At 38.8% G+C, this 20,637-nt stretch carries 15 protein-coding genes and 1 other annotated feature; of the genes, 9 read left to right on the top strand and 6 right to left on the bottom strand.

The features are described from left to right. Window positions 1–98 precede the first annotated feature (98 nt). Both AC1ECF_RS12465 and AC1ECF_RS12460 read left to right on the top strand, forming a co-directional pair. Window positions 99–1,487 carry a bifunctional metallophosphatase/5'-nucleotidase gene (locus tag AC1ECF_RS12465; protein ID WP_480389752.1) on the top strand — a complete coding sequence of 463 codons (1,389 nt, stop codon included), beginning with the start codon at window positions 99–101 and terminating at the stop codon, window positions 1,485–1,487. Window positions 1,488–1,502: 15 nt separating this feature from the next. Beyond that, window positions 1,503–2,549, top strand: a complete 1,047-nt coding sequence (locus tag AC1ECF_RS12460) for a DmpA family aminopeptidase (RefSeq protein WP_480389754.1) — start codon at window positions 1,503–1,505, stop codon at window positions 2,547–2,549. A gap of 516 nt (window positions 2,550–3,065) precedes the next feature. Here the strand turns inward: AC1ECF_RS12460 and AC1ECF_RS12455 are convergent. Both AC1ECF_RS12455 and AC1ECF_RS12450 read right to left on the bottom strand, forming a co-directional pair. After that, entirely contained in the window at window positions 3,066–5,204 is a 2,139-nt protein-coding gene (locus AC1ECF_RS12455) for a type IA DNA topoisomerase (RefSeq protein ID WP_480389751.1), read from the bottom strand. A gap of 524 nt (window positions 5,205–5,728) precedes the next feature. Beyond that, the gene (locus AC1ECF_RS12450) at window positions 5,729–6,055 is read right to left on the bottom strand and encodes a YflT domain-containing protein (RefSeq protein ID WP_480389750.1); all 327 of its coding nucleotides are present in this window, start codon (window positions 6,053–6,055) and stop codon (window positions 5,729–5,731) included. 136 nt (window positions 6,056–6,191) lie between these two features. Here AC1ECF_RS12450 and AC1ECF_RS12445 point away from each other — a divergent pair, with 136 nt between their 5' ends. The 5 genes from AC1ECF_RS12445 to AC1ECF_RS12425 all read left to right on the top strand — a co-directional run bounded on the left by AC1ECF_RS12445 (window position 6,192) and on the right by AC1ECF_RS12425 (window position 13,315). Then, window positions 6,192–6,695 carry a flavin reductase family protein gene (locus AC1ECF_RS12445; RefSeq protein WP_480389749.1) on the top strand — a complete coding sequence of 168 codons (504 nt, stop codon included), beginning with the start codon at window positions 6,192–6,194 and terminating at the stop codon, window positions 6,693–6,695. A 190-nt stretch (window positions 6,696–6,885) separates the two neighbouring features. Next, the gene (locus tag AC1ECF_RS12440; protein ID WP_480389748.1) at window positions 6,886–7,740 is read left to right on the top strand and encodes a response regulator transcription factor; all 855 of its coding nucleotides are present in this window, start codon (window positions 6,886–6,888) and stop codon (window positions 7,738–7,740) included. Next, window positions 7,737–8,777 (top strand): HEAT repeat domain-containing protein, encoded by a 1,041-nt coding sequence (locus AC1ECF_RS12435; protein WP_480389747.1) that lies wholly within the window; start codon window positions 7,737–7,739, stop codon window positions 8,775–8,777. The genes AC1ECF_RS12440 and AC1ECF_RS12435 overlap by 4 nt, the downstream gene beginning before the upstream one ends. A 3-nt stretch (window positions 8,778–8,780) precedes the next feature. Beyond that, entirely contained in the window at window positions 8,781–10,205 is a 1,425-nt protein-coding gene (locus tag AC1ECF_RS12430; RefSeq protein ID WP_480389746.1) for a glycosyltransferase family 2 protein, read from the top strand. Beyond that, window positions 10,202–13,315, top strand: a complete 3,114-nt coding sequence (locus AC1ECF_RS12425) for a hypothetical protein (RefSeq protein WP_480389745.1) — start codon at window positions 10,202–10,204, stop codon at window positions 13,313–13,315. Before AC1ECF_RS12430 ends, AC1ECF_RS12425 begins: the two co-directional genes overlap by 4 nt. Window positions 13,316–13,378: 63 nt before the next feature. On the opposite strand, the gene AC1ECF_RS12420 is transcribed toward AC1ECF_RS12425, so the two are convergent. The 3 genes from AC1ECF_RS12420 to AC1ECF_RS12410 form a co-directional block, all read right to left on the bottom strand. Further along, on the bottom strand, window positions 13,379–14,116 hold the full coding sequence (locus AC1ECF_RS12420; protein ID WP_480389744.1) for a metallophosphoesterase family protein: 738 nt from the start codon (window positions 14,114–14,116) through the stop codon (window positions 13,379–13,381). A gap of 27 nt (window positions 14,117–14,143) precedes the next feature. Then, on the bottom strand, window positions 14,144–14,803 hold the full coding sequence (locus AC1ECF_RS12415) for a TVP38/TMEM64 family protein (protein ID WP_480389743.1): 660 nt from the start codon (window positions 14,801–14,803) through the stop codon (window positions 14,144–14,146). A gap of 194 nt (window positions 14,804–14,997) precedes the next feature. Then, window positions 14,998–16,209 carry an MFS transporter gene (locus AC1ECF_RS12410; protein ID WP_480389742.1) on the bottom strand — a complete coding sequence of 404 codons (1,212 nt, stop codon included), beginning with the start codon at window positions 16,207–16,209 and terminating at the stop codon, window positions 14,998–15,000. Between the two features lie 61 nt (window positions 16,210–16,270). Beyond that, window positions 16,271–16,511 (bottom strand) — a binding site (T-box leader). Window positions 16,512–16,919: 408 nt separating this feature from the next. On the opposite strand from AC1ECF_RS12410, the gene AC1ECF_RS12405 reads away from it, so the two are divergent. Next, window positions 16,920–18,173: an erythromycin esterase family protein gene (locus tag AC1ECF_RS12405; protein WP_480389741.1), complete on the top strand. Its 1,254-nt coding sequence runs from the start codon at window positions 16,920–16,922 to the stop codon at window positions 18,171–18,173. 122 nt (window positions 18,174–18,295) lie between these two features. Further along, entirely contained in the window at window positions 18,296–19,774 is a 1,479-nt protein-coding gene (gene dacB, locus AC1ECF_RS12400; protein WP_480389740.1) for a D-alanyl-D-alanine carboxypeptidase/D-alanyl-D-alanine endopeptidase, read from the top strand. Window positions 19,775–19,850: 76 nt separating this feature from the next. On the opposite strand, the gene AC1ECF_RS12395 is transcribed toward dacB, so the two are convergent. Then, window positions 19,851–20,594, bottom strand: a complete 744-nt coding sequence (locus tag AC1ECF_RS12395; protein ID WP_480389739.1) for a polysaccharide deacetylase family protein — start codon at window positions 20,592–20,594, stop codon at window positions 19,851–19,853. Between the last annotated feature and the right edge of the window lie 43 nt (window positions 20,595–20,637).

Genomic DNA, 20,637 nt, shown 5'->3' with positions numbered 1-20,637 from the left:
TCCCTAAAAGCCCGATTGGTTCAACTAATGATTGGTGGGGATGAAAGAAAACCCCACCAATCAAAGTTTCACTTTATTACACAAATATGGAGGATACGATGAAATTAAAAATTATCCACACAAATGACCTACATAGTAATTTTGAAAACTTTAAGAAGGCAGCAACTCTTATTAAGAGATTGAAGGATGATAACTCTATCATTTTAGATGGTGGAGATTTTGCAGATTTTAAAAGTATAGAGCTACAGGGCACACGGGGAGTGGCAGCGCTTGAGCTATTACAAAATGTAGGATACGATGCTATCACGATTGGCAACAATGAAATGTTTAACGGAATTGATACATTAGAACATATGGCGAGTACGAGTAAGATTTCTTTTATCAGCAATAATATCTTTAAGAAGGATGGCACGGCGATAAATGGTGTTTGTAAAAGCGTTGTAATAGTTAAAAATGGATTGCGAATACTGATTACAGGTTCTTCTCCAAATCTCGGTGAGTTTAGTGAGGGTCTCGGACTACAAATAACGGATTATACAGCTGCGATAAAAGAGGAAATAGAGAGCCGAAAGGGGTCCTATGACCTTTGTATGCTATTAAATCACGTTGGAACATTTGCTGATGAGCCACTTGCAGAGGAAATAGATGAGATAGATATCATCATCTCTGCTCATGACCATAAGCTATATCCTAAAGCAAAGCTTGTAAACGGAACAATTATGAATAGTGCAGGAAATTATGGAGAGCATGTAGGGATAGTAGAAGTAGAGATAGTAGACGGAAAGACTACATTGCTTCATTCGGAAACAATCTCAACGAATGATGAGCTGGAGGATCAAGAAATTGTTTCGATTTTAAAAATGAATAAAGAGAAGGCTATTCAGGTGTTAAGCAAACCCTTATACACAATTGAACAGCCGCTTTGGCACGATGTAGTAGAAGAGAACCCGCTTTCTAACCTCATAGCCTCTGGGTTGAGAGATATGTTAGATACAGATATTGGGTTGATTAATAGTGGAATATGTAACAATGGTATTTTCCGATATGTTTCTCGGAAGAAGTTAATAGAAACTTGTCCTTCTCCTTTAAATCCGACTTACTTTGAAATTCAAGGGAAACATCTATTAGCAGCATTAGAACAATCCTTAGACGATCAAGTCTGCCTTGCAGAAGGAAGAGGGGCTGGGTTTCGTGGAAAATTTGCAGGAAGACTGCATGTTTCCGGAATGGAAATACTTTATAGTGGAACAACTATTAAGGAAGTCTTTATTAATGAAAAGCTCTTAGATCCTGAGCACTGGTATTCTGTTGCAAGCTCTGATTACCTCCACCGAGGTTCTGGCTATCCTGACCTTGCTAATAATAGAAATGAGAGATATCTTCCGGAGGAAATAAAGGACGTAATTCGTATATATGCTTGTAAACCTGAGTTTATAGAGGATGCATTACTAAAAAGGTGGAAAGAAGTATCTTACGTTAGGGGATAATAAAAAATGGAACCGATGAAAATTCGCGAGCGTGGAGTACAAATTGGTAGATTACAGCCTGGAAAGAAAAGTTGTATAACGGATATCCCGGGGGTGATGGTTGGACATGTTACTTTAGATTATCCTCTTCCGAATGATGAGTATGCTTGTACAGGAGTAACGGCCATTCTACCGCATGGAGATAATTTGTTTGCTAACAAAGTAATTGCTGCTGGTCATGTGTTAAATGGCTTTGGTAAAACGACGGGATTGGTACAAGTTGACGAGCTGGGAGTCATTGAAGCGCCAATTATGCTTACAAATACTTTTGCGATATCAGCAGTGACACAAGGAACTCTTCAATACATGCTAGAACAAAACAGTGATATAGGTGAGACCACTGGGACAATTAATTTAGTGGTTGGCGAATGCAATGATAGTCACTTAAATTCTATTCGTTCACTTCCAGTAGAACCCCAGCATGCAATAGAGGCAATTAAGCGTGCTTCTACAGATGTCTCTGAGGAAGGAGCTGTAGGGGCTGGTAAGGGAATGGTGTGCTTTGGCTATAAAGGGGGCGTGGGGTCTTCATCCCGAATAATTCAGGATGAAAAGAGCGGAACGTCTTTTACTATGGGCTGCCTGATTGTAAGTAACTTTGGGAAGAAGGAAGAGTTTTTTGATTATCGTTATGAATCAAATAAGGCGAATGAAACACCTACCGTTAAAAATCCGGCAGATGGCTCTATCATGATGGTAATTGGCACGGATGCCCCGCTTAGTAATAGACAGCTAAAACGAGTAGCTAAAAGATGTGGGGTCGGGTTAGGTCGAACTGGGAGTCACTATAGTAATGGGAGCGGAGATATTGTTATTGCTTTTTCTACTGCTCATAAAATTCCTCATAATTCCAGTGAAATGGTAGAGACTCGACAGGAGCTTAGAGACGATCACCCAATCATGAATAGCATTTTTCAGGCGGCAACGGAGGTTATAGAGGAGGCTATTTTAAATTCGCTATCTCAAGCAGTCGTGACGAAAGGGAGAAAAGGGCAGGTAGTCTATCCATATCCGTTTGAATGATAAGGGATAAACAATGAGGCTGGGTCAAAATCGAAGGAGAAGAGCTTATGGCACTGTCATAGGATAGGAATTATAAGTGCATTCTTATTTTGGAGATTCTTAAGGTTCTCCGCAGCGTCGGAGGCCAACAGGATGTTGGTCAGGAAAACGTTGTCACACGATGTGACGTTCTTAGTTTTCCCTCCCCACAGGTGAGCCATAGCCGAACGCTAAAGCGTGCCGTTGCTATGGCTCACCCGTCTCCCTCCTCCTGTTGGAGTCGCCGACGCTGCTACGAACCAATAGTGTTGCCTTCTAAGTTTAAATGTTGATTAAGAGATTATAAAAAGGATTTAACTCATCAAGAAAGAAATGGAATTCGTCCAACCTCTTTCTTCGGATTAATACATGGGACTCAGGTCCTCCGCTGCATCGGAGGCTTTCCGCAGGCCAACAGGATGTTCTCCTGAAGCCGCGCCCCCAGGAAAGCGTCCAGCCAAAACGGAAATCAACCCCAAGTTACGGTGAAGAACCAAATTATTTAAAGTCTAGTTTTAATTTCCCTTCTTCTAGGATTAGCTTAGCGTCAAAGGTTTGGCCGTTTTCTGCTACAAAGCCTTTTATTGTGTTGGTGTTTCCTTTTGTGCAAAGCAGCTTAATTTGGGAAGGAGTAATTTTCTTCTTTAAAAAGAAGCCGTTGAAGGTTTGCGTACAGCCGTTTTTATAGTTGGTGCATCCATAAAAGTTTTTCCTAGCAACAATTGAGCCTTCCTTACATTTTGGACAAGGTGCGATTGGCTCTTGTTTAAATTTTGTATATTTTGATGAGGTTTTAACTGGCACAGTGCTTCCATCAATATCCTTTGACTTAATCGCACTAGGAGCTTCTTGCAACAGACTGTTAATAAACTTTGAGATGCTTTCTAAAAAACGTTCGGAAGAGCCTTCGCCATTACCGATTTTTCGTAGATAGTTTTCCCATTTAGCGGTCATGGAAGGACTTGAAAGTAGATTGCCTTCTATTGACTGACAGAGCACCCTTCCCTTATTGGTGATGGATACAATGTTTTTATTTACCTGGATGTAACCATGACGCTTGATCGTTTCGATTATACCGCTTCTTGTAGCCTCCGTTCCTAGGCCTTCTACCTCTTTTAGAATTTCATTTTCTTCTTTATCCTCCACAAGCTTGCCACAGGTTTTCATCATAGCGATTAACTGTCCCTCTGTGTATGGTTTAGGGGGAACAGTTTTCCCTTCCTTTATTCCGATTTCACCTTCCACATTTTCATGAAGATGTAAAATGGGAAGTTTATTTTCTTCTTTTTTATCTGACTTGCTAGCTTGGAATAATTCCTTCCAGCCTAAATCCCGTTCTGTTTTCCCAATCGTGTAAAAGGGTAGCCCATTTACTTCTGTCGTGACCTTTGTTTCCGTATAAAAATAATCTCTATGAAACATAGCGATAGTCGTACGGACCACTTCTTCATACAAATTTCTTTCTAAAGGAGAAAGCTTGCTTAAGGTAGATGGGGTAGGAATTTTTTTTGTTGGAATAATAGCATAGTGCTCTTGTACTTTGGAGTTATCCACATATCTTTTTTTAGGGTAGCTAGAGGCAATAGGAAAGGGATGTTGAATTACTTCTTGATACTTTTCTACTTGCCCAGCAATATAAGCGAACTCGTTCGTTGTAATATGACGAGAATCTGTTCTTGGATAGCTCACCAGCTTTTTCTCGTACAGCGATTGCATTGCTTTCAGAACATTGGCAGGACTCGTCTTCCACAAGCGGTTGGCGGTAGCCTGCAAGGTTGAAAGAGAATGTAGCTGTGGGGGTGCTATACGCTTATCCTCGGTTTTTAAGGAAGTGATATCCCCAGGAGAATTAGGTTGTATGTGATGCTTTTGTAATAGCTCCAGGATTATTTCTCTTTTAGGTTCCTTTGCTTTTGCTTTCCCTTTATAGCTTCCATTGCTACTTGTGAATGTTGCTTCCACCTCAAAAAATGGTTCTGATACAAATTGTTCTATTTCAAGCTGTCTCTGATAGATAAGAAAAAGTGTGGGAGATTGTACTCGTCCTATCGGAAATACATCCTTTACGCCCTTTTCTTTTAAGAGTAGTGAGTAGAGGCGAGACGCATTCATACCAACCAACCAATCACTTATTTGTCTTGCTTTCGCCTCTTCATACATTTGTAAATCTTTTTTGTTGTTCATTAGGTTGGCAAAGCCTTTACGTACTTCTTCTACCTCTAATGAGTTAATCCATAGCCTTTTTATATGGTGACCTCGTGTACCGGTTTGATGATAGATACTATAAAAAATATTAGAGCCTTCACGGTCTACATCACATCCATTAATAAGGGTATCTGTTGATTTAAACAGATTTTTTACTATGTTAAATTGCTTGTACTTGCCTTTTGCAACTTGGAATTCATACTTTTCTGGCAAGATTGGAAGGCTAGATAAGGTCCAGCGATTCCATTTAGGATCATAGGCTTTCGGCTCTTTTAACTCCACTAAATGACCAATTCCCCATGTAATATAAGCACCTTCAGGGAAAATTTCATTTGGCAAAATTTCTAGGAAACCGTCATGTTTTTTTACTTTGAATGCGTCCGCATAGGCCTTGGCTTGACTAGGTTTTTCAGCTAAAATTACTGGTTTCAATTCATCACCCCATGTATGGATTGCAAATATTATGCTAGGAATTTTCCGAACGTATATTCTTTATTATAGTTTGAATGAAAGGAAGAGAAAAGTAAATTTGTTTTTGAGACATCTAACAAAAAAGACGAGGAACATACCGTAGAATTATCGCATAATGTTACAAAAAGCAGGTTTACTGCTCAGTAGAATGAAGAATACCAAAGGAGATGTCCATTATATCAGAATCAAAAGATACTAATAAAGCGAATTTGGTAAAGATTGCACGAGAACAAGTGAAAGCACAGAGGAAACTGATGAAACAAGTACGAGACTCAATCGAAGGTAAGGGATGCTAAAAAAAGAAGTAGGAAAAAAGGGGTTGTCTGAAAAGTGATCTTGAGAGGGAATCTTTGCGAACACTTCAGGAGCTGTGCAACATAGCAAAAAGGGGCTGTACCATAAGTTGAAAACTTATGAGACAATCCCTTTTCTTTCGTTCCTAATTTTTTGCTCCTGTTATGAGACCTACTAGATGGAGCTACGTATTAGTCTTTTTTATGAGCTACGATAATCAGTTTCCCTTTATCTAGCTCTTTTTCTGCAGCTTCTGCTTCTTGAGTTGTTAAGCCAATTGCAACCATTTTACTTCGAAGCTCATCACCACGAGAAGTAAACATATTTTTCATGGAATTTAAGAAGCCTTGTTCCTTTATGCCGACATCCTTTGTGTCTAAGGCATCGTTGATATCATCTGCTCGCTCTTTAAAGTGAGCAAAAATGTGGATGTGGTCTCTTGAATATCCTTCAGCTTCTAAACGTTCTACCTCTTGTTTAGCCTGTACTGCGTTTTCTACAGTTAATTTTACTGTCATAAAAACCCCTCCATTTTTTATTCTTCACTTTATATTTACCCTTCTTGTACGGTATTTAAACAAAAGGAAAGTAATTGAGTGACCGATTCACGAATGGTTTGATATGATAAAAGAATAAAGAAGGAGGCGATTCGGGATGGATTCTGGAAGGAATAGAATAGATGAATTTAAGCAAGTAATGGGTAATTACCCTACAGGCGTTACAGTAGTTACCACTATGGATCAAAATGGAGAGCCGATAGGACTAACGGTAAATTCTTTTGCCTCCGTTTCTTTAGAGCCCTTACTAATCCTGTGGTCAATTGACAAACGGGGATATTCCTATGATGCTTTTCAAAAGGCTGAACGGTTCGCTGTTAATATCTTGTCTGAAGAACAAGGTGATATTTGCCAGCTATTTTCTAGTAGAGTAGAGAATCGGTTTGACCATTGTACATGGAGTGAGTCTGTGCACTCGTTACCAATACTTAGGGGCAGTCTGGCTGTCCTACAATGCAAGGTATATGAACGAGTAGAAGCGGGAGACCATACTATTATCATTGGTGAAGTAATAGATATTGATAATCAAGCTAAAAATCCTCTGCTATACCATAAGAGAACGATTGGTCCGATTCCTCGTACGTTTTATAATGAAAAATAAAGGTAGCTTAGACTGAAGGAAATTCATTTGTATGTGAATTTCCTTCAGTCTTTTTTACTACATAAAATAGTTATGACTCTTCCAATTGCATTAAAAAATGAAAAGAGTTGTAAAATTTTGTTTATAGATAATGCGAAAAGGGGTAAGAGGTTAATAAATAGTTAATCTGGTCAGAAAAGGGGCGAGTAGGATGATACTTTCTCTAAAAGAACAAGCATTAGATAGTAAGCAACAGATCATTCAATTCTTTGATGTATTAAAAGCGAATGTGGTACGTGCTAGATCTACTATTACGGCCGTTTTTTTAATAGCCTCCTTTGATAAGCGAGGTGAATTAGAGGATTTGCAAGCATATTTAGCCCAGAAAATTAGAAAGACAGATTTTCTGTTCCAGTTGGAGTCGACTTCTGAATGGTGCCTAATCCTTCCAGGAAGTGGAGAAGAAGAGGCGGTAGCTTTCATGACAAGATTATTTAAGGGAATGGAGGATTCTGCGGTCAGGATGTCTGGCTGCGTAATAGAGATAGGAAACAATAAAACGGAACTCGAAGAATTACTAGACGCTGGCAAACGCAGCTTAACCCTTGCAAAAGAGAAAGGCAATTGGACTATCGAGAGAGTAGATATTTTCAAGAAAAAAGAAAGGCAGCTTATTAAGGTCAGCCTTCTAGAGGACGATACCATTTTTCAGCATCTATTAAACTCGTCATTAGAAAAATTGTCTTTTTCGCCCTTTGATTTAGACATTAGAACATTTTCAGATGGGTATGAGTTTCTCCAATCTGGATGGTATCAGTCTAGCCATATACATCTAATTATTATGAATGATATTTTGCCTAAGAAAAATGGCGTGGAAATTTTGCATACCATAAGGGGGCTCCCAAACCATAAAAGGTTCGTCGTATTTATGATGACGAAGAGAAAGTCAGAGGAGGATATGGTATATGCTTTTGAAAAAGGAGTAGATATTTATTTGACTAAGCCGTTTAATCTTCGTTTATTTGAAGCGCAAGTGAAAAGGACCCTTGAGAGGCTATGGCAATGATTAGACTAACTATATACATAGTAACCATGGTAATCATTATATTATTTCTCCTATTAATTGGAATCGGACTTTATCTAGCTTATAGAAGATGGAAACAAGTAAAAAAGTTAACTATAAGAGAAGCATATATTTCAAGGACAATAGAAGCTTGGAAGGATTACTTGGTAGAAAATAGACCATTAACACCTACCCTTCTTCCCACTAGTAAAGAAGAGATAGCTGGTATTGAGGAAATCTTCGTTGCGTATTTAAAAAATTTATCTAATGATTCTATTCAAAAGAATATAAGTTCTTTTTCCAATGACTATTTATATGATCATTATCGAAAACAGTTAAAAAGTAGAAGCTGGAGCAATAGAATGAATGCCATGTTTCGGATAGAGGATTTCCAAATAACTAAGCTACAAGATGACTGTAAGAGGCTAATGGAAAAGAAAGTTTCTCAAGAAGAGCTTTTTCAGTTATTGAGAATTATGTCTCTATTTAATCCGGCGCTTTTTTTAGAAAAGGTACTCGATTCTTTTACCAGGCTTTCAGAATATGAGTATAAGAGACTATTATTATCCATTTCTCCTGAGCTCTTAAATATATTAGTAAAGCAATTCGATGAGTTGCCACCTACATTTCAGTATTCCCTGATAGATACAATGGGGGTAAAGAAAGAATTAGAGTTTTTACCGTATCTAGAGAAAAATCTAAAGAACTCTGACACAGAAGTTAGAGTAAGAACGCTAAAAGCTATTGTTGAAATAGGAGCGATTCAGAGTCTTTCCCCTTACTCGCAGTTTACCAAATCAGACGTATGGGAGGAAAGATTAATGGTGGCTAAACTACTATCTATCCTTCCTTTATCCCACACTGAAATTTTTTTAAAAGATCTCTTAGAAGATCCTGTTTTTTTAGTTCGAGCACAAGCAGCAAAATCCATTATGAAGGATAAACAAGGGAAACATTTTTTAGAGGAATATATAAAAACCTCCCAAGATCCATATGCAATAGATATGGCATATGAGGTCCTTCGGAAAGGACTTGTTTAATAAATGGATAAATTCATAGAAACCTGCATGCTTTTATTCGCAGCCATTATCTTTCTCTATATGATTGCAGTGATTTTCACGTATGGAACGATGCTTATCATGGCATTTCTACAGCTGAAGAAGCAGTCGAAGCTGGATAAGGAAGAATTAGACGATGACTATATAGATGCAATCTATTCGAAGCCGGTGTCTATCATTGTCCCGGCATACAATGAGGAGGCCGGAGTTATCGAAAGCATTCATTCCCTATTGAGCCTGCGCTACCCAGTTACAGAGCTTTTGGTAATTAACGATGGTTCTACAGATAACACCTCTTCATTGGTGATAGAACAATTCAAGATGAAAAAGGTGAATAAAGTCATTCGTGAGCAAATTCCTACAGAGCCTATTGAAGATATTTATATATCGGATATCCACCCAAATCTCCTTTTGGTAAATAAACAAAATGGGGGAAAGGCAGATGCGCTAAATGCAGGTATTAATGTGGCAAAGTATCCTTATTTCTGCTCAATAGACGGAGACTCCATTTTAGAAGAAACCTCTCTTTTAAGAGTGATGAAGCCAATTATTCTTTCCAATGGAAACGTGATTGCCGCAGGGGGAAATATTCGAATAGCCAATGGCTCAGATATACAGCTTGGCAGTATATTTAAAACAGGGCTCTCATCGAATTACTTAGTTGTCATGCAAGTAGTGGAATATTTAAGAGCATTTCTTATGGGACGTATTGCATTAAGTAAATTCAATTTGGTGCTAATTATTTCAGGGGCCTTTAGTGTGTTCTCTAAAAAATGGGTAGTGGATGCTGGAGGCTACACAAAGCATAATATCGGGGAAGATATGGAGCTAGTAGTAAAGCTTCATAAACTGCTTAAGGAAAAGAGATCGAAAAACCGAATAGAGTTTGTACCAGATCCAGTCTGCTGGACAGAGGCTCCGCAGGATTTAAGTACGCTCAGAAAGCAGAGAAGAAGGTGGCATCAAGGACTTATTACAAGTCTATGGAAGTATCGAAAGATGACACTGAATCCTAAGTATGGAGGAATTGGGATGGTCTCTTTTCCTTACTTTTGGCTGGTAGAATGCTTTGGCCCCGTTATAGAGCTATTAGGGTATATGTATATTATTGTCGCATTTTTTATGGGCAGCGTTTATTTTGAGCTAGCCATTCTGTTAACTCTTTTATTTGTCATATACGGTGCTATATTTTCTGCCATGGCAATTTTGTTGGAAGCATGGAGTACAAGAACATTTCCGAGAATTCGAGATGTTATACGGCTAATCATTCTAGCATTAACCGAAATTTTTTGGTACAAGCCGTTAACATTAATCTGGCGATGTGAAGGCTTCCTTCACTTCCTACTTGGAAAAAATGTATGGGGAACGATGCAAAGAAAAGGGCTTTCCCAGAAGGAGTTGCAGCGATGAAGAAGTTTTATCTTGTAGGAGTTGTTCTTGTTCTCCTGCTAATTGCCCCTGTATTGCTTTGGTTTCTAGACCAAGGGAAGGATTTAAAGGTAGCAATTATTGATAAGACGGTACCAGATGAGAGCTACCGGGAGCATTTAGGTATTACTTGGCTATTAAATCATTTGAGGTATACAAACAATGGCGAGGAATATAAAGCTTCTACCGATTATTATGGCTACCATCCAGACAGGGAGCAAAGAGAGCTTCCTACAGATTATTCTGGCTATGATGTAATCTATCTAGCAGATACGTACGGTGTTTACGGGGAACAATCTCAAAAAGTGGCTGGTGGCTTGGAGACAAAAGAATGGAACCATATTGTTTCACGTTTAAGTGATCAAGCACCTAGCATCCTAGTTGCAGAATTCAATACCTTTGCTTCTCCTACTAACAGTCAAGTGAGAAAGCAAGTAGAGGACTATTTGGGTCTTACTTGGACTGGCTGGACTGGACGGTATTTTGAGGAGCTAGATCCTAAAGAAAATGAAGAGTTTCCGGATTGGATGCTTGAAGGATATGAGGGAAGCTGGGATTTTAGTGGAGAAGGGTTTGTCTTAGTGCAGAATGAATCCAATCGTATCGTCGTACTAGAGGAAAAACATCTGAAAGATAACGGAATACGTCTATCCTTTACAAAAGAAGGTAAGGATCGTTTTGGGTTAGAAGAAAGCCCTGACTATAAATATTGGTTTGATATTGTATTGCCTGAAGGAGGTACCGAAATACTAGCTACCTACGATTGGAGTCTTACAGAACAAGGCAAGCAGTTGCTATACGACGAAGGTATCCCATTGGAGTTTGCTGCTGTTTTTGAAAGAGCACATGCAACATCGATCAGCTATTACTTTGCAGGAGATTTTAATGATGTTGCAAGTGTCCCTGAGTTTTATCAGGTGAAAGGACTGGCAAGTCTATATAGGCTGCTGGAGAGATATTCAGATAATGCCTTTTACTGGTCAACCTATGTCCCAATGATGAAGGTGATATTAGATGGGCTTCCAAAGGCAGAGGAGAGTAAGATGAGCCAGGAACTACAGTACAATGCAAGAATAAAGGAAAATTCCTTTGAAATATGGGAGAAAGGAGAATGGAAGCCTATCACTGTCAAAGGGGTAAACCTAGGAATGGGGAAACCCAGTTATTTTCCTGGAGAAGCTGCTATCACAGAAGAGGAGTATTATCGCTGGTTTACATATATCGGGGAAATGAATGCGAATATGATCAGGGTATATACATTGCACCCACCAGGCTTTTATAAAGCATTAAAGCAGTATAATGAGGAGCATGACAATAAAATATATGTTTTGCATGGAGTTTGGATGAATGAAGAGAAGCTAGTAGAGAGTTTAGACGCATTTGAAAAAGAAAACCTACAGGATTTTCAAAAGGAAATGAAGACAATTGTTGATGTGATTCATGGAAACAAGACAGTCCAAGCGAACCCGGGACATGCCTCTGGAGTTTATAATGCAGATATATCGCCATACGTGGTAGGCTGGGTTTTAGGAATTGAATGGTATCCAGAAATGGTGTTACAAACAAATAAGAAGTATCCCGAACTAGGTGATTATACTGGTGAATATTTTGAGACAAAAGATGCACAGGCATTTGAGCACTGGTTAGCTCAGCAAATGGATTATATAACGAAGTATGAAAAGGATAAATATAACTGGATTAGACCAATGAGCTTTACAAATTGGGTGACAACAGATTTATTGGATCATCCAGCTGAACCTGCTGAGCAAGAGGACTTAGTAAGTGTTGATCCAAATGTCATTTATACGAAAAACGAAATGACGATACCCGAGCAATTCGCTTCTTATCACGTCTACCCGTACTATCCTGACTTCTTTAACTATGAGGAAGCGTATCAGACCTTTAAGGATCATCGTGGTGAAAATAACAGCTATGCAGCGTATTTGCAAGAGCTTCACGCAGCTCACCGCCTACCGATCCTCATAGCGGAATTTGGAGTGCCGGCATCTAGGGGTCTTACGCATCGGAATCCTTTTGGCTGGAACCAAGGCTTTCTATCTGAAAAAGAGCAAGGACAGATTGTTTCTCGTCTATTTGAAGACATACTGGCAGAGAACTTATTGGGTGGTCTAATCTTCACCTGGCAGGATGAGTGGTTTAAGAGAACATGGAATACGGTGGATTATGATAACCCCGATAGACGTCCTTACTGGTCTAATGCGCAAACCAATGAACAGCAGTTTGGTCTACTGAGCTTTGATCGTCACAAGGTCCAGGTAGACGGAAGTCTAGAGGATTGGAGTGTGGAGTCGATATATCAAGGTGGCTCTGCTCTAAATGGGCTGTATGTGGACCATGATGAAAGGTATCTCTATATACGCTTGGACTATGATGTAGACCAAGCAGGGTATCCGATGTTTCTGTTAGACGTGGTTCCTGATCAAGGAAATGAGACGATTAGTGACATAAAAGGACTAACACTATCCAATGGGCTAGAATTCATTGTTCCAATTAATGGAGAAGACTCAAGAGTGCTTGTTGATCGCTACTATGACTTCTTTACGTACCAATATGGGCATCAGCTTAATATGCTGAAACCGAAGCCAAAGACCCCTACGAACAACAGTGGGGAATTCACGCAAGAACGATATGCTTTAAATAAGGAACTGTATTTACCTCAGCAAAAACAAACCTTGCCATTTGAGGCATATGAGGCAGGTAAACTAAAAGAGGGCAATGGGAATCCTGCTCACGAGGATTACGATTCTCTTGCAGATTATTATATTGGAGAAAATGGTATTGAATTACGTCTTCCGTGGCTCTTGATACGAGCAAAGGATCCTAGTCAAAAAGAGTTTACAGGAGATCTATATAGAGATGGGATAGAAGCCAGCAAGTTTGTGGAAGAGATTTTTATAGGTGCCCTGTTTGTGAATGAAAGGGGAGAGGTGGTAGATTCCTATCCAAGCATGGAAGAGAATATTCTCCCTCCAATGAAGTCTTATACTTGGGATAACTGGGATACTCCCCAATCAACAGAGCGCTTAAAGCAGTCCTATTATATAGTGAAGAAGCTGTTTGAAAAGTATTAGAATTTATAAAAGCAGGAGTGATTTTTTTAAAAAAACTCTCCTGCTTTTTGTATGTATTTCTATTTATTCTCCAACAAAAAATAGCTTCCGTAATATTTCTCGTTGTGGAACCTTTAAATCCTCTAATCTCTGTAGGAAAGCTGCTTTATCATAAATCGCATGATGAATCTCCGGAATCGGGTGATTCTGGCTAAAGTCAATCACGGCAAATGGTGCTCTATTATCCTTTGATACACCTAATGCCCCAGGATTCAGATAAGTTTTTCCTCTATGAATAAAGAAGTGCTCAGGATGATGATGTCCAAAGCAAATAATATCTGCCGGATAATCTCCGAACAATTTTTCCATATTCTCTAGCGTGGCTTCCTGAATAGAGAAAAAAGGTTCATCTTTAATATGGGCTGAGCGTTTATCCTCTTCTATATGGTAGTGAATACCGATGATACGGGTAGAGCCAATTGTTCTTTGAATAACTCTTGGCAATGCTTGAAGTCGTGTTTGGTTTTCTTCGGTAAGCTGGTTCGCAATCCATTTATGGTGTTCTCTTGTATGCCGATAGCTTTCTGGATGACCCTCCTTAGAAAGAAGAGATAAGATTGCTTCATCGTGATTGCCGGTTATTATTTTTACATCTTTTCTTGAGAAAAGGGTATTTAACACTTCGTTCGTGTCGGGTCCCATAGCAATCATATCTCCAAGAACCCAAATTTCTTGTACGTTTTTCATTTGATCAATTTTCTTTAATACTGCTTCTAGGGCTAGCTGGTTCCCATGTATATCAGTAAGAATGGCGATTTTCAATCGTATTCACCTCTATATATGATTAGATTATTTGTTTTCCGAATTTATAGCTGTTTTTCTTCGATGGATCAACCGTTTATATAGATAGTAGCCTATTACCGATAAAAAAATGATTCCTAAAATGACATACTCATCTAGCTCAGAAGATAATATTCCAGCTGGAATGAGCGCTAAAATAAAGAAGTAAATAAAATTTCCTACTATAGTAGCCAGTGTAAAGGGAGCTATTTTCATTGTGCTAAGACCGGCGAGTATATTGACAAGGCTAGTAGGAACGAAAGGAAAGAGTCTAGCTTGAAATACATAGGCAAAGCCATTTGCATCTACCTTTTTTATTAGCTCTTCGTTTACTCTTTTAAGGAAAATTTGCTGAAAAATGTAGCGGACATTATAAAAGACAATAACGGATGCAATAATACTAGTAAACCAGCTCCATAAAAAGCCGTTCACAAAGCCGAAAAGTGCAATGTTTATAGTGATAACTAAAATCAATGGAAATACAGTGAAGGAATTCTGGATAATCATTACTAATGCCATAAAGAATAATGCATATCCAACATTTCGATCTAAATAATTCTCTGCTGCTTCTACATCTCCACTCCAAAGTATTTTTATGAGCTCTTGATTAGTCAAAGCAAACAGCGAGACTAAAATTACTCCTATTAAGATAATCCATCGTTTTCTCATGCGTCACCTATTTTCCTTTGCTTTCATGCTCGTGGGGATATTACCACTATCGTAGCACTCTTTGTAGATTTGTAAAAATTTGTGTGTTTTACACGATAGACCACATCATTCATCTTATTATTTTATGTTTCGTCGGTTATTCAAATGATATGAAAAGGAGAGGCAGCTCACAATCATGAAGCCTCTCCTTTTTATTAATATGCCCTAGGAGCTGACAATCTAGCCCGTAGTGCATACTTTCCAATTAAAAGAGTAGTGAATAGCATGCATATCGCACCAATCATAACAGCAGTTCTAATAGAAAAATAATGAGCAAAGGTGCTTAATAAAACGATAGCAAGAATTTGAATGATACTAGATATTCCATTATATAGGTTTGTAATCCTTCCTAGCATTTCCTCTGGTATTTTATCTTGTATAAAGGTTAAAAAACCAGTGCTTGCAAGTGAGAGAAAAAAGGAAAGGGTGAAAAAACCGATGCTAGCTGCAAAATAGGTGGTGGAAAAGCTATAAATTAAGTATCCAATCGAGATAAAAAAGGTGCCAAAGACCATAAGTTGATTAGCGTTAAGTCGGTGAACAATTAGATTTAAGCTTATTGCACCGAGAAGATACCCCACTCCCGCTATGCTTACCAAAGTACCATAAGAGGCATCCGATAAGTACAAAACTTCCTTAGCAAAGGCCACCTCTAAGGAATCGATTGCTGCAGTAAGAAGCATAACCCCTTGAAAAGCCATGTAAATGAATAAAAAGGGAAGAGCTTTTAAACTGAATCTCCAAATTATTCTCCAATCCTCCACAAGACTTCCTATAGATAGCTGCGCTAGAGAAGAAGTTTCATTTCCACGTAAATTGGGCAAGGGTATAAGAAGTGCCCCACTTACCAGAAAAATAATGACATTCACAAGGAGAGACATTTCGAGTGATAGAGAAAGAAATAACAAACCGGCTACTAACGGTCCAGTTACAAACGCACCGGATTGAACAAAGCTTAGAAGTGCATTGAATCTCATTCGTTTTTCTACACTAATCAGCTTTGTCATATAAGTAAAAGCTGAGGTATCAAAAACGGCAGAAGCAATTTGTATAAATAGGACAATCAAATAGACAGTGATGAGTGAGTCTACCAACAAAAGAAAGCATACAAGGATTGCTCTAACAACCTCTAAAGTAATCATTAAATATTTTATAGAAATTCGATCAATTATAGAGCCAGCCCAAAGACTAGTAAGCATACTAGCAAAAGGCTTAATCATGTACAAGCCAGCAACTGCAAGTATAGAACCCGTTCTCTCTAATATAAGTAAATTTAATGCGAGTAAGTAAATCCAGCCTCCAATGTTTGCTATACCAACTGAGGTAAGATATATTGCAGGCTTTTTCCAAGATGTACTATTCAACATGGCAATCCCTCCGACATGATTATTAAGTAAAAATAAAAAATCCCACCCCCAAGACTATTGTCTTGGGGACGAGATTAACATGTCGTGGTGCCACCCCAGTTTGTGCTGCTGTCGCCAGCAACACCTTTTCGAGTACAAAGATACTCTAGCTCTATAACAGGAGCTCCTGGCACATAATCATAAGAATTAATCCTATGTGCAGCTCAGAGACTTGCTTCGGCAAACGTTTCCTTGTTCCTTTTCAGCTACCGGAACTCTCTTGGAAGGATTGGAGTGCTTACTCTTCTCATCATCGCTTTTCATTTTACCTATCTTACCAATTTGAATCAAAATTGCCAATACTTTTTTGGTTGGCCGGGAAAAACCTTTTTGAGGGATTATGTGCTTTTGTATTTATTGTTTTACATTGATTTTTAGTAAGTAACTCTAGTGATATGAGTAAAATCGGCCACTCTTGTAAGAACTGGGTGCTGGCTTACCATGAGGATGGAAAACTAGATCGTCACGTCGTATGACAACATTTTCCTGATCAACATCCTGTTGGCCGATACAGCGAAGAAACTAGATTCTCAAAATTAGGCACATATGATTCTAATCATATGTAAAAAAGCTTCTCATTTATTGTTCCAGTCTCTGCTTCTGCAGATTAGATTAATAAGAGGAATAAAAAGCCATCATTATCTCAACCTATTGAAAAAGGAGTGAAAAACATGAAGCATGTAATAGATGCAGTCCAACAATATGCATACCCTTTGCGGAACAGCGAGGATTTAACTCCCCTTTTAGACGCAATTGGAGATGCCCATATAGTACTGCTTGGTGAGGCAAGTCATGGCACCTCAGAGTTTTATACCACAAGAGCAGAGCTTTCTAAACGGTTAATTGAGGAAAAGGGATTTCACTTAATTGCCGTTGAAGGAGATTGGCCAGCCAGTCAACGTGTGAATAAATTCATAAAAGGCTATGACAACGATTCAAAGTCAGCCAAACAGGTACTACAGGCTTTTGAGAGATGGCCCGCTTGGATGTGGGCAAATGAAGAAATCGAACAACTGGTAGATTGGCTTCAGCAGTTCAATCAAAAAAATAAACATAAAAAAGTGGGCTTCTATGGAATCGATGTATATAGTCTTTGGGAGTCACTAGAGGAAGTCATAAGCTTTCTTAGAAGAACTGACCCAAGTGGGATAGAGCTAGAATATGCAAAAAGAGCGCTTTCCTGTTTCGAACCATTCAATCGCCATCCTGAGACATACGCCTTTTCTTCTTTAAATATTACGGAAGCATGTGTAGATGAAGTAGTCAAGCTTCTTAAGACTATACGGGCACATGAGGACAATTTTACTGCTGAAGAGGAAGCTGACTTGAATGTGAAAATAAATGCGTTGGTTGCTCGTAATGCAGAAGAGTATTATCGGAAGATGGTTTCAAGCGATGAGCATTCTTGGAATATTCGAGATGAGCACATGGTAGAAATGATTAACGAAGTAATGGATTATCACGGGAAAGATGCAAAAATCATCGTTTGGGAGCATAACTCTCATATTGGAGATGCATCTGCAACGGATATGGGACCAGCAGGCATGATAAATGTTGGCCAAATCCTTCGCCAACAGAACAGAAAAGAGGATGTCTTTGCAATAGGCTTTGGAACATATGAAGGGACAGTTATCGCGTCAGAAGAATGGGGTGCTCCTTATAAGACAATGACTGTACCACCTGCCAAGGAGAATTCCTGGGAGGATATCCTTCATCGAGCTGGGTCTGCGGATAAACTGTTAATATTTCATCCGGACAATCATCTTATTTTTAATGATTGGATTGGCCACCGAGCAATCGGTGTCGTATATCGTCCGGATGTAGAAGCCTTTAGAAATTACGTTCCATCTAAAATTAGTGATAGGTACGATTCATTTATATATTTAGACACGACAAAAGCTCTTTCTCCTTTAAAAGCTTTGTAATTAGTGCCTCCTGATAGGAAAATAGAACGGTTTCTGTCAATATTTCTGTTTCGATTATTTTTTCTGATATTTTACATGTTAAACTAACGGAAAGAAAAAATTTCCATCAGGAGGTATGAAAAGTGAAAAATTGGAGAAAGGCAATAGTAAGCTTGATAGCTGTATTTATGGTTAGTAGTTCCATATTTATTCCAACTCAGGAGCCCGTGGAGGCAGCGTCCTCCTATACCAGTCTGAAACGCCAGATTGATATTGTCCTATCTGACAGCAGAATGAAAAATGCTACTTCCAGTATTACTATTCGAAAAGCGTCAGATGGAAAAGTAATTTATAAATATTATGCTGACAGAGGAGTCACGCCGGCATCGACCATGAAGTTGCTTACCGGTGCAGCGGCGCTAGAGACATTAGGAGAGAATTACCGTTTCTCCACTACAGTTTCCACAGATGGGAAAATTGAAAAAGGGGTATTAAAAGGAAATTTATACGTGAAGGGTCATGGAGATCCTACCTTATTAAAAAGTAGCTTTGATAGTTTTGCTACAGCTCTCAGCAACAGAGGGATAAAAAAGATAAGTGGTAATCTCTATGGAGATGATACTTGGTATGATAATGTTCGGTTATCTGCAGGAATTTTACCAGAGGACGAGCCTTATTATTACGCTGCCCCAATTTCCGCTCTGACTGTTTCTCCAAATGCTGACTATGATGCTGGATCAGTGATAGTAGAAGCGAAGCCTTCTTCAAATGGCAAGCCCACGCAAGTAAAACTAACACCAAAAACAGGGGTGTTAAAGGTAAAAAATCTATCTAAAACAGTCCCAAGAGGCAGTAAAAACACACTGAAGATAACCAGGAAGGTTGGAACCAATCAAGTTATTATTACTGGAAACGCACCAATCGGAACAGCTGGAAAAAAAGAATGGATATCTGTCACGGATCCTACTATGTATGCTTTAGATATTTTTAAGCGTGCGTTAACGGACAAGGGGATAAAATTTGTTACATATCCGATTATTAGTCCTGGGAAGGCTCCGAAGAATGTAAAGGTGCTTGCTTCACGTCGGTCTATGCCTTTAAAGAACTTAATGATTCCATATATGAAGCTAAGTAATAATACACATGCAGAAGTGCTTGCTAAGGAAATGGGAAGAGTAAAGTATGGGAAGGGTAGCTGGGGTAGTGGTTTAAGAGTTATGAGGGAATATATCGATTCTATTGGTTTGGATAGTAAAAAGTGGAGCTTTGAAGATGCTTCTGGATTGTCATACTCTAATAAGCTTACTTCCAATGAATTATCCGAGTTTCTTTATTTAATTCAAAAGGAGCCGTGGTATAAAACTTATTACAAGAGTCTACCGATATCAGGAAACTCAAACAGATTAGCTGGCGGAACGCTTCGCTATCGCTTAAACGCAGCCCCAGCGGCAGGAAATGTATTTGCAAAGACAGGCAGTCTGAAAAATACAAAGGCTCTTTCTGGCTATGCCCAAACAAAAGATGGAGAAGTTCTAATCTTTACAATTCTTACGCAAGATAATAAGGCTACTACCATTCCTTCCATTGATAGGATAGTGACAGCAATTACAAACCATAGATAAAAAAATACAACGGACTGGATTACGACAATTTCCAGTCCGTTGTTTATTGTTCGGAGAATTCACTCATAATGGTGTGTTATTTTTCCTCTAAAGGATTTTGGTTGAACGATTGTATTTCTACTAGCTCTGAAACCGTAACGAAACGGTATCCTTGTGCTTTTAATTCAATTAAGATTTCTTTCAGCGCCTTGACCGTTTGTGTTCTATTTCCTCCTGCATCATGGAATAACACAATATCTCCAGGTGAGGCACCCTTCAGAACCTTATTTACAATCTTTTTCACTCCAGGAGTTTTCCAATCCTCTGTATCTAAATGCCAAGACCACAAAACTACTCGATAGCCTTCTTCAATGGCGGTATTAATGATTTGGTCATTGTAAGCTCCAGCAACAGGTCTATAAAAAACAGGATACGTTCCTGTTATACCCTGGATAATATCATTCGTTTTCTTTAGTTCTTCTCGAAGCTCTGATGGAGTTACATGTAAAGGGTGAGAATAGGTGTGATTTGCTATTTCATGCCCTTCCTCTCCCATTCGTAAAATGAGATCCGGGTACTTCTCTGCACTTTCTCCGATAACAAAGAAAGTTGCCTTTGCCTCGTACCTCTCTAATAAGTCTAATACCTGGGGAGTATACTTTTCATGGGGGCCATCATCGAATGTGAGCGCAATGACTTTTTCTTCCGTGTTAATCTCCCACATTACATACCCATGTTCCTCGTAATATGGACGGCCTTTATCTGTGGCAAAAGCTGTGTAAGCAACAAATAAAAGCGATACAAAGAAGACAGCTATCTTGAAGAACGTGGATAACTTCAAGTCTGTTACCTCCTACCTAAGCGGAAATTTTCCGCACATCTTT

The organism is Psychrobacillus sp. Z3-81 (assembly GCF_056620325.1).
Note: the sequence above shows the minus strand (reverse complement) of the source record. Positions and strands in the feature narration are given on the sequence as shown.

What these genes read in the sequence shown, in the direction of transcription:
- AC1ECF_RS12465 (WP_480389752.1), top strand. Translation starts at nt 99, where the DNA reads ATGAAATTAAAAATTATCCACACAAATGACCTACATAGTAATTTTGAA.
- AC1ECF_RS12445 (WP_480389749.1), top strand. Translation starts at nt 6,192, where the DNA reads ATGGATTCTGGAAGGAATAGAATAGATGAATTTAAGCAAGTAATGGGT.
- AC1ECF_RS12405 (WP_480389741.1), top strand. Translation starts at nt 16,920, where the DNA reads ATGAAGCATGTAATAGATGCAGTCCAACAATATGCATACCCTTTGCGG.
- AC1ECF_RS12425 (WP_480389745.1), top strand. Translation starts at nt 10,202, where the DNA reads ATGAAGAAGTTTTATCTTGTAGGAGTTGTTCTTGTTCTCCTGCTAATT.
- AC1ECF_RS12450 (WP_480389750.1), bottom strand. Translation starts at nt 6,055, where the DNA reads ATGACAGTAAAATTAACTGTAGAAAACGCAGTACAGGCTAAACAAGAG.
- AC1ECF_RS12415 (WP_480389743.1), bottom strand. Translation starts at nt 14,803, where the DNA reads ATGAGAAAACGATGGATTATCTTAATAGGAGTAATTTTAGTCTCGCTG.
- AC1ECF_RS12440 (WP_480389748.1), top strand. Translation starts at nt 6,886, where the DNA reads ATGATACTTTCTCTAAAAGAACAAGCATTAGATAGTAAGCAACAGATC.
- AC1ECF_RS12410 (WP_480389742.1), bottom strand. Translation starts at nt 16,209, where the DNA reads ATGTTGAATAGTACATCTTGGAAAAAGCCTGCAATATATCTTACCTCA.
- AC1ECF_RS12435 (WP_480389747.1), top strand. Translation starts at nt 7,737, where the DNA reads ATGATTAGACTAACTATATACATAGTAACCATGGTAATCATTATATTA.
- AC1ECF_RS12430 (WP_480389746.1), top strand. Translation starts at nt 8,781, where the DNA reads ATGGATAAATTCATAGAAACCTGCATGCTTTTATTCGCAGCCATTATC.
- AC1ECF_RS12460 (WP_480389754.1), top strand. Translation starts at nt 1,503, where the DNA reads ATGAAAATTCGCGAGCGTGGAGTACAAATTGGTAGATTACAGCCTGGA.